Source organism: Anabaenopsis elenkinii CCIBt3563 (assembly GCF_015245355.1).
Taxonomy (GTDB): Bacteria; Cyanobacteriota; Cyanobacteriia; order Cyanobacteriales; family Nostocaceae; genus Anabaenopsis; species Anabaenopsis elenkinii.
Genome location: NZ_CP063311.1, coordinates 24,984 through 40,694, shown reverse-complemented (window position 1 = coordinate 40,694; position 15,711 = coordinate 24,984). Strand labels below are relative to the sequence as shown.

Annotated in this window: 11 protein-coding genes; 8 read left to right on the top strand and 3 right to left on the bottom strand. The window is 43.8% G+C overall.

What is annotated here, in order from left to right:
* Positions 1–106 precede the first annotated feature (106 nt).
* Entirely contained in the window at positions 107–1,396 is a 1,290-nt protein-coding gene (locus IM676_RS00180; RefSeq protein ID WP_200988443.1) for an O-antigen ligase family protein, read from the bottom strand.
* A complete protein-coding gene (locus tag IM676_RS00175) occupies positions 1,378–2,220 on the bottom strand; it encodes a YaaW family protein (protein ID WP_200988442.1) in 843 nt (280 codons plus the stop codon). The genes IM676_RS00180 and IM676_RS00175 overlap by 19 nt, the downstream gene beginning before the upstream one ends.
* A gap of 169 nt (positions 2,221–2,389) precedes the next feature.
* Here IM676_RS00175 and IM676_RS00170 point away from each other — a divergent pair, with 169 nt between their 5' ends.
* The 8 genes from IM676_RS00170 (at position 2,390) to ftsH3 (ending at position 14,576) form a co-directional block, all read left to right on the top strand.
* On the top strand, positions 2,390–3,610 hold the full coding sequence (locus tag IM676_RS00170; protein ID WP_449657996.1) for an RNA-guided endonuclease InsQ/TnpB family protein: 1,221 nt from the start codon (positions 2,390–2,392) through the stop codon (positions 3,608–3,610).
* A 70-nt stretch (positions 3,611–3,680) separates the two neighbouring features.
* Positions 3,681–4,679, top strand: a complete 999-nt coding sequence (locus IM676_RS00165) for an NAD(P)/FAD-dependent oxidoreductase (protein WP_200988440.1) — start codon at positions 3,681–3,683, stop codon at positions 4,677–4,679.
* Between the two features lie 29 nt (positions 4,680–4,708).
* The gene (locus IM676_RS00160) at positions 4,709–6,808 is read left to right on the top strand and encodes a hydantoinase/oxoprolinase family protein (protein WP_200988439.1); all 2,100 of its coding nucleotides are present in this window, start codon (positions 4,709–4,711) and stop codon (positions 6,806–6,808) included.
* A 63-nt stretch (positions 6,809–6,871) separates the two neighbouring features.
* Complete coding sequence (locus IM676_RS00155; RefSeq protein ID WP_200988438.1) at positions 6,872–8,434, top strand: hydantoinase B/oxoprolinase family protein; 1,563 nt, start codon at positions 6,872–6,874, stop codon at positions 8,432–8,434.
* A gap of 244 nt (positions 8,435–8,678) precedes the next feature.
* Entirely contained in the window at positions 8,679–10,736 is a 2,058-nt protein-coding gene (dnaK, locus tag IM676_RS00150) for a molecular chaperone DnaK (RefSeq protein WP_200988437.1), read from the top strand.
* A gap of 65 nt (positions 10,737–10,801) precedes the next feature.
* A complete protein-coding gene (locus IM676_RS00145; RefSeq protein WP_200988436.1) occupies positions 10,802–11,800 on the top strand; it encodes a DnaJ C-terminal domain-containing protein in 999 nt (332 codons plus the stop codon).
* A gap of 46 nt (positions 11,801–11,846) precedes the next feature.
* Positions 11,847–12,620 carry an aminotransferase class IV gene (locus IM676_RS00140; RefSeq protein ID WP_200990012.1) on the top strand — a complete coding sequence of 258 codons (774 nt, stop codon included), beginning with the start codon at positions 11,847–11,849 and terminating at the stop codon, positions 12,618–12,620.
* A 117-nt stretch (positions 12,621–12,737) separates the two neighbouring features.
* The gene (gene ftsH3, locus IM676_RS00135; protein ID WP_200988435.1) at positions 12,738–14,576 is read left to right on the top strand and encodes an ATP-dependent zinc metalloprotease FtsH3; all 1,839 of its coding nucleotides are present in this window, start codon (positions 12,738–12,740) and stop codon (positions 14,574–14,576) included.
* A 66-nt stretch (positions 14,577–14,642) separates the two neighbouring features.
* Here ftsH3 and bioB read toward each other — a convergent pair whose 3' ends face one another.
* Complete coding sequence (gene bioB / locus IM676_RS00130) at positions 14,643–15,653, bottom strand: biotin synthase BioB (protein WP_200988434.1); 1,011 nt, start codon at positions 15,651–15,653, stop codon at positions 14,643–14,645.
* Positions 15,654–15,711: the final 58 nt, after the last annotated feature.

Here is a 15,711-nt window from a genome sequence, read left to right as displayed (position 1 = left end):
GCCACAACGATATGACCTGTTCATTAGGTTAAATAAATCATATCGTAAACGTTGCGTAGCGTGTCTTCAGACCGCGTAGCAACATCAGTTTAGAATCCCTTGTGTTTCAACCAAGGGAGAAGTCAAATACAACTCCCCAAAGTGCAGAGAAAAATAACCACGAAATTGTATTTAGCCTAAAATCAAATAAAGTTACATCTACGGTGTTGAATATCAGCCATTGTAAAATCACAACAATATAACTGAAAAATATCAATTTATCTTTTTTGTCTAGATAGTTGGATTTCTGCAACAATTGCACACCTGCAAACCATATCCAAGCCAGACAGCCAAAAAATAACAGGGCGCTCGGTAAACCAGTTTCAGCCGACAGCATCAAAAATAAGTTGTGGGGATGACCCAAATCAATGTGCATCTGAGCCTTATAGAGGGCGCTGAAACTGCGTAAACCCCACCCCGTCCAAGGTTGCTCTTTAGTCAAAGACCAAGCAAAATCCCATTGGGTAGTTCGCATTAAAGCTACAGGTCTATCTGGATACATTTGATCATTTAACCGAGACCAGAAGTAAGCCGGAACAAATCGGCGAAAAAATTGGGCAACTGGTGAGGGGGCGAAAGCTGCTAACAGGACACTAGTGATTATACCGGTGACACTACCAACAATAATATGCCAACCTTGGTAAAGTGCATAGGCTAAACAGGCAATGATTCCCATCACCCAGCCATTACGTGAGTCAGTGAAAATCAGAGCTATAAAACTGGTAATTACTGACACGCTTAAAAAAATAAAGTAAGTATTATTTCTCTGGCGTAAACTCCATCTTTCCAGCCACAACCCCAATCCCAAAGTAAAAGCGATCGCTAAATAAGCCGCCAAGAGATTAGCGTGCATGAATATAGAGGACATACGCCCTGGTGGAACTCCTCCCGCAGACAGACCTAAATCTAATAAAATCCACAAAACTTGTAACTGCAAACTCCAACCCCAAAACATCTGCCCAAAGCCCATAATCACCACTGGTACGGAACCAATGACGAAAATCGCCCCTATTTGCCGCAGTTGGGCTGTGGTTTGAATTAGGCTACTCAGTCCGGCAAAAACTACAAAGAATGGTAATAAATTAAACAAGCCTAGAAAAGCCTGTGTTTTCTCATCGGCAACGGCGGAACTAATTATCAGTAATAGACTTAACACAGCAAATCCCCAGTTTAGGGGACAGTGCATAATTCTATTGTATTGTTTACGACAAGTAATTAATGCTGCAAACAGTATACTTACACCCCCTAAAAACGGACTCAAGGGAAAAATCAGCAGTCCAATTTGAGTCAGATTCCAAGGGGTTTGTAAACTAGGGTGGGGATGATAAAAAGCTAACTTCAAGCTGGCTCCCAACATTCAGTACGAGTGAGACGAATTTGTGCTAGAGCAAATATGGTGGGGATGATCCGACCATAGTTAGTTGAGATGGCTCTCCATCCTAAATCTGCAAAAAACCAAGTCCACATCACTGGGCCAATGAAGCTAAAAACAGTACGAACCGCCCCATAACGAGCCGCATTCATGGTCATACCCCGTCGAGCCATTTGTAAGGCCACATAGCCTTTAAATTGGGTAGTAGCTGCTTGAGAACCGGCGATCACCGTCTGTTTAGCTACTTGATACTTAGCAAAGTGGATGGCAAATTGGCGGGCTATTTGTTGCAATACCAATGGCTGCACAATAGAAGTAACAGCCAAAGCGCTACCACCTTTAACCAGTAATCCTAACGGGTCGCGCTGTAATAAAAGTGGTAAGGGTTGTTTGAATTGTGACTGGCACAGTTGACGTTGCACCTGCTGATTTAATTTTTGTTTCTCATTTTCTGGTAATTTCTTCCACACCTGTCCTAATAGATGTAAAAATAATTCCGCCTCTAAATCAACGGTTGTTAATTCTGTAGAATAGGGAATTTTCAAATATTTACAGACTTGAATTAATGCTTGACGGTAAGTTACCTGACTTGTACGCCCCCGTAAAACTGTCATCCCATCTGCAGCTAAAAACCGAAACCGATTCTCTAATGTGTCTAGCCAAGCTTTGCGGCTTTGGCTTTGCACCTCAATGGGTTCAGGTGTATGAACATAATCTAGGGGATTAAATTTACGACTAAACAAAATTGCCGTTAAATCCTGCAATTCCTCTTGTGTCGCTAACTCCAGCGCCGCCCTCAGTTCATCCAATTTCTTTTCCTCTCTTTGTGCAGCCTTTATGTAGTTTATTCTACCGAAAAACGCGCACAGTGCCCCTGGTTTCTAACTATGGGGGTGTAGTGCGCTAGCGACTTGGGTCGCATTCCTAAAAATCGTCTCGAAAAATATTAGCTTTAATGTATAATGTTACTAGGAGGTGATGCAAGTGTTTAATCTGACCTACGAATTTAAGCTTAAACCAACTCAAAAACAAATAGCAATATTTGAAGAATGGTTAGAAACTCATCGACGGGTTTACAATCATGCTTTGGCAGAGCGTAAAGACTGGTATCAGTCTCGTAGTTGCCAGATAAACGCTTGCAGTCTTCGTAGTTGTTACATTATCCCTGCTGATGCACCTCGTCCCACATTTGCAAGTCAATGTAAGTCTCTGACTGTTGCACGTAAGCAAAGCGAGTATTTAAAACGTGTTAATGCTCAATCTTTGCAGCAAACATTAAGACGACTAGAAAAAGCTTTTGTCAGTATGTGGGAACAAAATCATGGATTTCCCAGATTTAAGAAACAGGGGCGAATGCGTTCTTTTTCCTTTTCTCAATTAGGAGTAAATCCATTAACCAACAGGTATGTAAAATTACCTGTAATTGGGTTAGTCAAAGTGCGTCAATCCCGTTCAATTCCAGATGGAGGGGTGATTAAACAGGCGCGTGTAGTTCAGCGTGCCTCTGGGTGGTACGTAATGTTAACAGTACAGTGGGATGTAGCAGTACCCCAACCTCTGCCACATGGGGAACCAGTAGGAATAGATGTCGGTCTCACGAATTTTATAGCAACTTCTCATGGTCTTTTAATCAAACGTCCGAGATTTTTTGGAGATGCTCAACGCAAGCTGAAATTGCTGCAACAGCGTGTTGCCAAAAAACGGTTAGGCTCGAACAATTGGCACAAAGCACAAAAGAAGATTGCTAAATTACATGAGTACGTTACTAATTGTCGTCAAGATTGGCACAGAAAGTTGTCTCATCAAATCTGTGACAACGCGGGGATGGTGTTTGTTGAAGATTTAAATTTAGTTGGTTTATCCCGTTCAATGCTAGGTAAACATTGCTTGGATGCTGGATTTGGTCAGTTTTTTAATATCCTTCAACAAACCTGTTTAAAGCGCGATGTCTATTTTCAAAAGGTAGACTCACGTAAAACCAGCCAAATCTGCCCTAACTGTGGAGTTGGGACTGGTAAGAAAGAACTGTCGGAGCGTACTCATGTTTGTTCAAATTGCGGGTATACAACAGATAGAGATGTTGCAGCCGCTCAGGTAGTCGCTATACGTGGACTTGCAGCCGTGGGGCACACGGTCAAGATGCTTGCAGAGGGTAAATTCATTGGAATCCCCGTGAAGCAAGAATCCCCCGGCTTCTAGCCGTGGGGAGTGTCAATATTAGCAGTTGTTGGTCATTGCTCATCCCTAGTCCTGTGAGAGTCAAGAATTTATGACTGATATTGCCATAATTGGTGCCGGAATGGCAGGTTTAATATGCGCTCAACGCTTAACTGACGCTGGATACTCGGTTTTGGTGCTGGAAAAGTCCCGTGGTTTCGGGGGACGACTCGCTACCCGCCGATTACACGGAACTTGGGCAGACCATGGGGCTTGTTATTTACAGCCTCAAGGTGAATTATTCGCAAATTTGGTACAATCTTTATGCGATCGCCATATCTTAGAGGCATGGCAGGATCAGCCTCAACCCCGTTATATTGCACCAGCGGGAATGAGTAGCATTGGTAAGTTTCTTGCCCAAGGTTTACCAGTCCAACTGAATCAACGGGTCACAGCTATTCATCCTCATTGCGCAAATAGTTGGTGTCTGACTCTTGAATCTACGGCTCAATTAACAGCCACAGCCATAGTTCTGGCTATCCCCGCGCCCCAAGCTTTGGCACTTTTAGCCCCATTGGGGGAAAATATTGTGGGTAAAGCATTTCTGGATAATTTGACCTCGGTAGAATTTGATCCTTGTATTAGTGCGATCGCCGGATATCCCCCTACATCCCCACTACCACCCGGGAAAGAATGGAAATTTACAGATGAGCCGGTTTTGGGATGGATGGGTCTAGACAGCAGCAAACGCCCCCATCCTCAACAACCTGTATTTGTCTTACAAAGTAGCGCTAATTTTGCCCAACTACATTTAGACACCCCAGATTTACAACCAGTTGCACAGGAGATGTTGCAAACCGCCGCCCACAGTTTGGGGCTTCCTTGGCTAGCAACACCAGACTGGATACAAGTACATCGCTGGCGTTACGCTTTTCCCAGTCGTCCCTGGCCACATCCTGTATTATCTGCCCAAAGTCCCCTACCTTTAGTATGTTGTGGTGATTGGTGTGGTGGGAATCTTACTGAAGATGCCATGATGTCTGGAATTGCTGCATCTGTGGAAATTAATCATTACTTGCGCCAGTTACCAGATATATCAATTTTTACATAGATTATTATTACCATAGGATAAATTGATAAATGTTAAAAGTATTTGCTGACCGCGGGGGTACATTCACAGATATTATTGCTGTCACTAATAGCCAGGCAATTATAGATAGGCTCTCAGGGCATACAGAACGTTTTTTGATTGTTCCTCTGACACCTCAACAATGGGTTATTGTCTACAAATTACTGTCAGAGAATCCCAGACAATATCAAGATGCAGTTATCCAAGGCATTCGGGATATTATGGGTCTTTCAACTCATGAACCCATCCCCCATACAGCCATAGAAGTAGTCAAAATGGGGACAACTGTCGCCACCAATGCACTGTTAGAAAGGCAAGGAGATAGAGTAGTTCTACTGATTACTAAAGGGTTTAAAGATGCCTTGCGCATTGGCTACCAAAACCGCCCCGATATTTTTGCCCGTCACATCATCTTACCAACGATGCTTTATGAACAAGTCATTGAGGTAGAAGAACGCTATGATGCTCATGGTAACGAATTAACACCTGTTAATATTACACAATTACAGCAAGATTTACAAGCAGTTTATCATATAGGTATTCGCAGTTGTGCCATTGTATTGATGCACAGCGATCGCTATCCCCAACATGAGCAACAAGTAGCAGCAATTGCCGAGGAAATTGGCTTTACACAAATTTCTGTATCTCACCAAGTCAGCCCATTAATGAAACTAGTCAGTCGAGGAGATACAACCGTCGTAGATGCTTACTTAACTCCAATTTTGCGCCGCTATGTCAACCAAGTAGCCAGCCAATTACCCAATGTTAGATTAATGTTTATGAAGTCCGACGGCGGCTTAGTTGCAGCAGCACAATTTCAGGGCAAAGACAGTATTTTAAGTGGACCTGCTGGGGGTATTGTCGGTGCAGTTCAAACTAGTAAAAGAGCAGGTTTTAATCTAGTAATTACCTTTGATATGGGGGGGACCAGTACAGATGTTGCCCATTTTAAAGGAGAGTATGAACGCCAATTAGATTCAGAAATTGCGGGAGTGCGAATGCGAGTTCCCGTATTATCAATTCACACTATTGCTGCAGGTGGTGGTTCCATTCTCATCTTCGATGGTTCTAGCTATCGTGTCGGACCAAAATCCGCCGGTTCAAATCCTGGCCCTGCTTGTTATCGCCAGGGTGGACCTTTAACCGTGACAGATGCAAATGTCATGTTAGGTAAAATACATCCCCAATATTTCCCATCCGTCTTTGGTACTGATGGCAATTTACCTTTAGATAAAGATATTGTCATCCACAAATTCCAGCAATTAGCACAAGAGATTACCACCGCTACCGGAAATTACCGTACACCCGAACAAGTAGCAGCAGGATTTATTGCGATCGCTGTGGAAAATATGGCTAACGCTATTAAAAAAATCAGCCTACAACGAGGTTATGATGTCACCCAATACGTACTTTGCTGTTTTGGTGGTGCGGGTGGACAAGTCGCCTGTTTAATTGCGGATACTTTAGGAATGAAACAGATATTTCTCCATCCCTATGCTGGTGTTCTTTCCGCCTATGGTATGGGATTAGCTGATGTCAGAGCTACCAGAGTACAAGGAGTAGAACAGCCTTTAAATCAAGACTTAATACCTCAGTTAATCCAGTTGATGGAGTCATTAGCAACCCAAGCTAAAAGTGAACTTAGTCAAAATCAAAGTAGCGTTGCATCAGAAGTCATTCAAAAACTGGATTTGAAATATGAGGGGACTAATTCCACCTTAAGCATTGATTTTGATTCCGATGTCATGGTCATGCACACAGCATTTATACATGAACATAAATCCCGCTATGGCTTCATTCAGCCCGACAAGCCCTTGATTGTAGAATCTATTTTTGTAGAAGTAATTCAGAAAATGGATACTCCCGAAGAACCCGTAATTACTCGGACTCGTCCTCTAGAATCACCCCCGGATCCGGTGGAAATAGTCAAGATATTCACTGCTGAAAAATGGCATGACACCCCAGTTTATCGCCGGGAAGATTTACAACTGGGAGATTTAATCAATGGTGCGGCTATCATTACAGAAAAGATTAGTACAATTGTGGTTGAACCTAAGTGGCAAGCCAGATTAAATGAGCGGAATCATTTAATTTTACAACGTATATATTAAGTAATTAAGACAATAAAATTTATCTGTGAATTTCCATTCAACCTCAAACAATAAAAATTTAAAATGTACCCAACAACTCAACCAGACCCCGTCCGTTTAGAAATATTCAAAAATCTCTATCAATTCATCGCCGAACAAATGGGGATTGTCTTGCAAAATACGGCAACATCAGTTAATATTAAAGAAAGATTAGATTTCTCCTGTGCTATTTTCGATTCTGCTGGACTCTTAGTCGCTAATGCTCCTCATATTCCAGTACATTTAGGCTCAATGAGTGAAAGCGTCCGCAGTTTAATCAATGACAAAGGCCACACCATCAAACCAGGTAATGTATATCTATCAAATAACCCCTATAACGGTGGCACACACCTCCCAGATGTCACAGCTATTACCCCCGTATTTTTAGATAGCACTTTGCCCTCTGACCTTTCTACTCCCCTGTTCTACGTTGCTTCTCGGGGACACCAAGCAGATATTGGCGGTATTACTCCTGGTTCTATGCCTTCCCACAGTCAAACAATAGAAGAAGAAGGGATTTTATTTGATAATTTCCTGTTAGTGGCACAAGGAATTTTTCAAGAAAACCCAGTCAGAACTTTACTCTTTAATCATCCTTATCCGGCTCGTAACCCTGAACAAAATCTAGCTGATTTTAAAGCACAAATTGCAGCCAATGAACGGGGAGTTAAAGAGTTGCAGAAAATGGTTGATCAATATGGACTGGAAACTGTCCAAACATACATGAGATTTGTCCAAGAGAATGCGGAAGCATCAGTAAGAAGAGCCATTGAGCACCTCAAAAATGGGTCATTTGTTTATGAAATAGATAGCGGTGCCCAAATTCAAGTTAAAGTCACAATTAACCAAAAAAAACGTAGTGCCACAATTGACTTTACCGGCACATCCGGGCAACTCAACAATAATTTTAATGCCCCCAAGGCTGTAACTCAAGCAGCAGTTTTATACGTCTTCCGAACTCTAGTTAATGATAGTATTCCCCTGAACGCCGGATGTCTCAAACCTTTAGAAATTATTATTCCTGAAGGTTCTATGCTCAACCCTAAGTACCCAGCGGCAACTGTAGCAGGTAATGTGGAGACATCGCAAAATATTGTTGATGCTTTATATGGTGCTTTGGGTGTCAGTGCTGGTTCTCAGGGAACGATGAATAATTTTAGTTTCGGTAATGAGCGTTATCAATATTATGAAACCATCTGCGGTGGTTCCGGTGCCGGGGCTAACTTTGATGGTACTGATGCAGTCCAAACCCACATGACCAACTCTCGCTTGACAGACCCAGAGGTTTTAGAAACTCGTTATCCCGTCTTGGTAGAAGGTTTTTGTTTGCGTCCCCATAGCGGCGGTAAAGGAAAATACTCAGGTGGGAACGGTGTGATTCGCAGAATCAAGTTTCTCGAACCAATGACAGCTAATATCCTTTCTGAGCACCGCCGTGTCCCTCCCTTTGGATTAAATGGCGGGGAACCTGGTCAAGTCGGACGGAACTGGATACAGCATCAAGATGGAACACCAGAGGATTTAGACAGCACAGCCACAGTGCAGATGAATCCGGGGGATGTTTTTGTGATTGAAACCCCGGGTGGAGGTGGATTTTATCAGTCGTGAGGATTCCTGAAAAATCCCCTATCAATGAATTAACGGATAAGATTTGAGCTACTTGGACATACTGAGCATTGTCAATGTTATCCTAGTCTTGCAACTAGCTCCTCAAACTTAAAATCCTCTACTTATTATTACCTGAACAATGACTATCATACCATTGAGGTGTTTTCATCCAATAGCCAACAGCTAGAGGTAGTACCGCATAATTAAGTTAAATGTACAAGACACAATAGGAGAAGAGTAACCCATGGGCAAGGTAGTCGGCATCGACTTGGGTACAACCAACTCAGTAGTGGCCGTAATGGAGGGTGGTAAGCCGGTGGTGATTGCCAATGCAGAAGGAATGCGCACAACCCCCTCTGTTGTCGGGTTCAGCAAAGAGGGGGAAAGGGTTGTTGGGCAAATGGCCAGACGGCAAACTGTTCTCAACCCCCAAAATACATTTTTTGCGGTTAAACGCTTTATTGGGCGGCAGTATAGTGAACTGAGCCAGGAATCTAAGCGTGTACCTTATACTATCCGCAAAAACGAATTAGGTAATATTACAATTCCCTGTCCCCGTCTGCAAAAGGATTTCGCCCCAGAAGAAATTTCTGCCATGGTGATTAAAAAATTGGCAGATGATGCTAGTCGCTATTTGGGGGAAGCTGTGACTGGGGCCGTAATTACAGTTCCCGCTTATTTTAATGACTCTCAACGACAAGCTACCCGCGACGCTGGCAGAATTGCCGGTTTAGAGGTGTTGCGGATACTCAATGAACCTACAGCCGCATCTTTGGCTTATGGGTTAGACCGGGGTAAAACTGAAACTATCCTTGTGTTTGACTTGGGTGGTGGTACCTTTGATGTCTCAATTTTGGAAGTTGGTGATGGCATTTTTGAGGTGAAAGCTACTAGTGGAGATACTCAACTAGGTGGTAATGACTTTGACAAACAAATAGTAGATTGGTTAGCAGAACAATTTCTGGAAGCTGAAGGGGTAGACTTAAGACGGGAGCGGCAATCTTTACAGCGCCTCATGGAAGCTGCAGAAAAGGCAAAAATTGAACTGTCGGCTGTGAGCGTCACGGAAATTAACTTACCGTTTATCACTGCTACGGAAGATGGCCCTAAACATCTAGAGACTCGCCTGACTCGTTCTCAGTTTGAAGCTTTGTGTGTAGACTTGATGGGGCGTTTACGTACGCCAGTTAAACGCGCCCTCAAAGATTCTGGACTATCACCGGTAGATATTGAAGAAGTGGTACTAGTGGGTGGTTCTACACGCATACCAATGGTGAAGCAGTTAGTGCGTGACTTAATTGGCATAGAACCTAACGAAAATGTCAATCCTGATGAAGTGGTGGCAATAGGTGCTGCTATTCAAGCTGGTATTCTGGCAGGTGAACTCAAAGATGTGCTGCTTTTGGATGTCACACCCTTATCTTTGGGATTGGAAACCATTGGCGGTGTGATGAAAAAACTAATTCCCCGTAACACTACTATCCCAGTGCGCCGTTCTGATATTTTTTCTACGTCAGAAAATAACCAAAATAGTGTGGAAATTCACGTAGTCCAGGGTGAAAGGGAAATGGCATCCGATAACAAGTCACTGGGACGTTTTAAGCTCTATGGCATCCCCCCTGCTCCCAGAGGGATACCCCAAGTTCAGGTATCTTTTGATATCGATGCTAACGGCATTTTGCAGGTGACAGCCCTGGATAGAACCACTGGAAGGGAACAAAGCATCACCATTCAAGGGGCTTCTACTTTAAGTGAATCAGAAGTAAATCGCATGATTGCAGATGCTCAAAAATACGCCAATGTTGACCGAGAACGCAAAGAAAGAGTGGAAAAACGCACTCGTTCTGAGGCTTTAATTTTACAGGCAGAACGCCAACTCAGGGAAGTGGCACTAGAATTTGGTATGCAGTTTGCCCGCAACCGCCGCCAGCGCATTGATAGTATTTGTCGGGAACTGCGCGAAAGTCTCCAGGAAAATCAAGACCGCGGTATTGATCAAGCCTACGCTGACTTACAAGATGCTTTATATGAACTAAACCGAGAAGTCCGTGAGTATTATGCTGAGGACGAAGAGGAAAACTTATTTGGCACGATTCGGGATATTTTCACAGGCGGTGATAAGGAACGGGAACCCGATTTTTACCGTGACACATATCGTGAACGTGATTCCTATGGCAGAAATGATGACAGGGGTTACAGCAAAGATAGGCGTTCCCCAGCCTATGATAACCGTCCCTCTCGCAGGCCTTCTCGCCCAACTTACCAGGATAACTGGGATGATGATGACGATGATTGGTTGTAGTTATTAATCCATAGTTAACAGTCACCAGTCCCTATTACTACAATTAAAAGTAAAATAACTGAACTATGCAAAATTTGCAGAATTTTCGCGATTACTACGAAATTTTAGGAGTACCTAAGAATGCTTCGGGCGAAGAAATTAAAAAGGTCTATCGTCGGCTAGCAAGACAATATCACCCGGATCTCAATCCGGGAAATAAAGCCGCAGAGGAAAAGTTTAAAGATATCGGTGAGGCTTACGAAGTACTTTCTGATACAGCTAAACGGTCGCAATATGACCAGTTTAGCCGCTACTGGAAACAAAAAGGCTTTACTGCTAACAAAGCACCCAAATCTAAACCGTGGTCAGGTTCCGCCAATGCTAGCAGTACAACTCAAGATGTGGTAAATCCAGAACAATTTCCTGATTTTGAGAGTTTTATTAATCAAGTTATTGGTGTAGGGGGTCGCAAAGAAAGCAGAAATGGCACTAGTAGCACCAAAACAGACCCATTTCGTTCTCCTAAAACTCGGGTGGAGTATACGGTTCCCAAAAACCCACCGCGCACACCCCGGCGAGATATTGAGGCTAGATTAACTTTACCACTAGAAAAAGCCTATGAAGGTGGCAAAGAGCGGATTCGCCTAGAAGATGGTCGATCGCTAGAAGTCAATATGCCCCCAGCTATGGTCACAGGTCAAAGTATCCGGTTGCGCAATCAAGGTATTGGTGGTGGTGACCTCTACTTAAAAATTACTGTATTGCCCCATGCCCTATTTAAACTAGAAGGGTTCAATATATTTTGCCAGGTTCCAGTGACTCCCTGTGAAGCAGTTTTAGGAGGACAAGTAGAAGCACCTACTTTAGATGGCCCCGTAAAGATCACTATCCCTCCAGGTGTGAAGAGTGGTCAAAGACTGCGTTTAGCAAATAAAGGCTACCCTGGTGAAAATGGTAAACGTGGCGATCAATTAGTGGAAATTCAAATTGTTACACCTAAAAATATCACAGATGAAGAACGGGAACTTTATGAGAAATTGCGAGAAATAGAAACTTTTAAACCCCGGGCTGATTTATTAGGATGATCTTTATGTGAATTTACATTGTCTAACTCCCAGGGAGGTTAGTTTTATTTATTGGTACCATGGCAAACTCAGAGAATCTCAAACCCTAGAATTACATATTCACGATCCGGGGTTACTTTATGGGGCTACGGTATTTACAACAGTGCGGGTTTATGATCAAAGCCTCGATAGTAGTTTAACTAACTGGGCGGCACATTGCGATCGCCTCCTGTTGACACTACAAGCTTTTGGTTGGCGAGAACCAAGCTGGGAACTCGTGCGTCAAGGTGGGGAAATTTTGGCTGCAACTTTCCCCATTCTCAGAATTACCTTGTTTGCCGATGGTAGGGAGTGGATCAGTGGGAGGTTATTACCACCAGATTTAACGGTTAACCAAAAACACGGTATCACGACCACTTTGGCAATGTCGAACTTGTATCGTAGTCTTCCTACTCATAAAACTGGTAACTATCTGAGTGCTTGGTTAGCCAAGACCCACGCCCAACAGCTAAATTATCAGGAGGCCATTTTCATAAATGGCGCAGGTAATTGGCTAGAAACTACCACAGGCAACCTGTGGGGATGGCAAAATGGTAGTTGGTGGACACCACCACTCACAGAGGGAATATTACCCGGAATTGTGCGATCGCAATTGCTCAAACATCTGCCCCTGGTGCATGAGTCACCTTGGGATACCCAGTTAGTCAGGGGATTTGAAGCCATAGCCTACACTAATAGTGTGGTAGAAATTATCCCCATACATACGGTTCACCAGCCCACAGGGTCGCTACAATATAATCCCTACCATCCTAGTTTGCAGCAAATTAGGGAGCTTTTTTAACATGAAGGTCGTCATGTTATGTTATACCTTAAGATAAGTTAACATAATTCTTAATAATGCCCTCTCATATTAGAGAAGCTACGCTAACTCACACAAAATACAGGAGGATAGACCTCAGTGAATAAAAGATGGAGAAATGCGGGGCTGTATGCACTGCTTTTTATAGTTGTCATCGCTTTAGGAACAGCATTCTTTGACAAACAACCTCAAACCAGAGAAACATGGCGATATAGTCAGTTTATTCAAGAAGTTGACAAAGGCAGAGTAGATAGAGTCAGTCTGAGTGCAGACCGCTCTACAGCACTTGTTACCTCCAGAGACGGTGACAAAAAGATCGTGAATTTAGTCAACGACCCCGACTTAATCAATAATTTGACTGCAAAGGGCGTTGATATTTCTGTTCTACCCCAAACTGATGAGGGATTTTGGTTTAAGGCACTGAGCAGTTTATTCTTCCCTGTATTACTTCTGGTGGGCGTATTCTTCTTACTACGTCGCGCTCAAAGTGGTCCTGGTAACCAAGCCATGAACTTTGGTAAGTCCAAAGCCAGAGTGCAAATGGAACCCCAAACTCAAGTTACCTTTGGCGATGTGGCTGGTATTGACCAAGCCAAGCTGGAATTAAACGAAGTAGTAGACTTTCTCAAAAACGCCGACCGCTTTACCGCAGTAGGAGCAAAAATTCCTAAGGGTGTATTGTTAGTTGGTCCTCCTGGTACAGGTAAAACTCTCCTAGCTCGTGCTGTGGCTGGGGAAGCGGGTGTACCCTTCTTTTCTATCTCCGGTTCTGAGTTTGTAGAAATGTTCGTAGGTGTGGGTGCTTCCCGCGTCCGCGATTTGTTTGAGCAAGCTAAGACCAACGCCCCCTGTATTGTATTTATCGATGAAATTGACGCCGTAGGTCGTCAACGGGGTGCAGGTTTAGGCGGTGGTAACGATGAACGGGAACAAACCCTCAACCAGTTACTCACGGAAATGGATGGTTTTGAAGGTAATACCGGCATTATCATTATTGCCGCTACTAACCGTCCTGATGTCTTAGATGCAGCCCTCTTGCGTCCTGGTCGTTTTGACCGTCAGGTAGTTGTAGACCGTCCCGACTATGCAGGACGTAGCGAAATTCTCAAAGTCCACGCCCGCGGTAAGACCTTAGCCAAGGATGTAGACCTGGATAAAATCGCCCGTCGGACTCCCGGGTTTACCGGTGCAGATTTATCCAACTTGCTCAACGAAGCCGCAATTCTGGCAGCACGGCGCAATTTAACGGAAATTTCCATGGATGAAATCAATGATGCCATTGATCGCGTCTTAGCTGGGCCAGAGAAAAAAGACCGGGTAATGAGCGAAAAGCGCAAAACCCTAGTAGCATATCACGAAGCTGGTCATGCTTTAGTTGGTGCTTTAATGCCCGACTATGACCCAGTACAAAAAATCAGCATTATTCCCCGCGGTCGTGCTGGTGGTTTAACTTGGTTTACTCCCAGTGAAGACCGCATGGATACAGGGTTGTACAGCCGCTCTTATCTGGAAAATCAAATGGCGGTAGCTTTAGGCGGTCGTTTAGCTGAAGAATTAATCTTTGGTGATGAAGAAGTGACCACAGGTGCTTCTAACGACTTACAACAAGTAGCCCGGGTGGCGCGTCAAATGATTACCCGCTTTGGTATGAGCGATCGCCTCGGACCAGTAGCTTTAGGTCGTCAACAAGGTAATATGTTCTTAGGAAGAGATATCATGTCCGAGCGTGATTTCTCCGAGGAAACCGCCGCTGCTATTGACGAAGAAGTGCGTAAACTGGTTGACGCAGCTTATATACGTGCTAAAGAAGTATTAGTTAACAATCGCCACATTCTGGATGAAATCGCCAAAATGCTGGTGGAGAAAGAAACAGTAGATGCTGAAGAATTGCAAGAGATTTTGACAAACAACGATGTCAAAACTGCTGCTTTTGCTTAACTAACTTTGGTTGCAGTTTAACTAAAACTAGGGTGCTTCTGGGTTCTCCAGAATTACCCTATTTTTTTATCCCACTACTGCGGGAGTTGTCACTTGTTGGGGTCTTTGCTGGGGGGGACGCATTTCTAAACCGAGCAAATTCAGCATTTGTATGTCAGCGTCGTAGTCTGGACAGGGAGTAGTGACAGTGAGCATTTTATGATCATCACTGGAAAAGATAGAATTAGCCCCAGCCATAAAACATAAAGCTTGTTCCACTTGGGAAAGTCTCGCCCTACCAGCACTCAGACGCACATCAGAAGTTGGCATAATAATTCTGGCTGTAGCAATCATGCGCACTACTTCCCAAATGGGGACATCTGGCTGATTTTCTAGGGGTGTACCGGGGACTTGGGAAAGAATATTAATCGGTACTGACTCGGGATGAGGTTGTAAATTTGCCAGTGTCTGTAACATCCCCACACGATCATCAACACTTTCGCCTAAACCCAGGATACCCCCAGAACAGACAGTGACGTTTGTTTGTCGTACATTGTCAATTGTATTCAGGCGATCGCCATAAGTTCGGGTGGTAATAATAGTATTGTAATATTCCGCAGAAGTATCCAAGTTATGATTGTAAGCATAGAGTCCAGCCGTTTCTAGGCGTTTAGCCTGGTCGGCGTTGAGCATTCCCAGAGTACAGCACACCTCTAGACCCATAGCGGTGACTTCTTTCACCATTTCCAGGACTGTCTCAAATTGGGAATTATCCCGCACCTCCCGCCAAGCTGCACCCATGCAAACGCGACTTACACCGTTTGCTTTAGCTTGTTGAGCAATTTTAACAACTGTTTCCTTTTCTAGCAGTGCTTGAGGCTTTACCTCAGTTTTATAACGGGAAGACTGGGCGCAGTAACTACAATCTTCGGGACAAGCGCCGGTTTTAATCGAGATCAGCTTACAAACTTGTATTTTTCTGGGGTCATGATATTGGCGATGCACGCTAGCAGCTTGATAAATCAGCTCTAGGAATGGCTGGTTGTATATCGTCTGAATCTCTGCTTTGTGCCAATTGTAGCGTATTCCCACCGACATCTCTATCCTCTTGTAGACTGGATTGATTAAGAGCCATTTTGCGTTGGTTCTCTGAAAA

Coding starts and splice junctions, on each gene's coding strand:
- IM676_RS00170 (WP_449657996.1), top strand. CDS start 2,390: ATGCAAGTGTTTAATCTGACCTACGAATTTAAGCTTAAACCAACTCAA.
- IM676_RS00155 (WP_200988438.1), top strand. CDS start 6,872: ATGTACCCAACAACTCAACCAGACCCCGTCCGTTTAGAAATATTCAAA.
- IM676_RS00160 (WP_200988439.1), top strand. CDS start 4,709: ATGTTAAAAGTATTTGCTGACCGCGGGGGTACATTCACAGATATTATT.
- IM676_RS00180 (WP_200988443.1), bottom strand. CDS start 1,396: ATGTTGGGAGCCAGCTTGAAGTTAGCTTTTTATCATCCCCACCCTAGT.
- IM676_RS00145 (WP_200988436.1), top strand. CDS start 10,802: ATGCAAAATTTGCAGAATTTTCGCGATTACTACGAAATTTTAGGAGTA.
- IM676_RS00165 (WP_200988440.1), top strand. CDS start 3,681: ATGACTGATATTGCCATAATTGGTGCCGGAATGGCAGGTTTAATATGC.
- bioB (WP_200988434.1), bottom strand. CDS start 15,653: ATGTCGGTGGGAATACGCTACAATTGGCACAAAGCAGAGATTCAGACG.
- dnaK (WP_200988437.1), top strand. CDS start 8,679: ATGGGCAAGGTAGTCGGCATCGACTTGGGTACAACCAACTCAGTAGTG.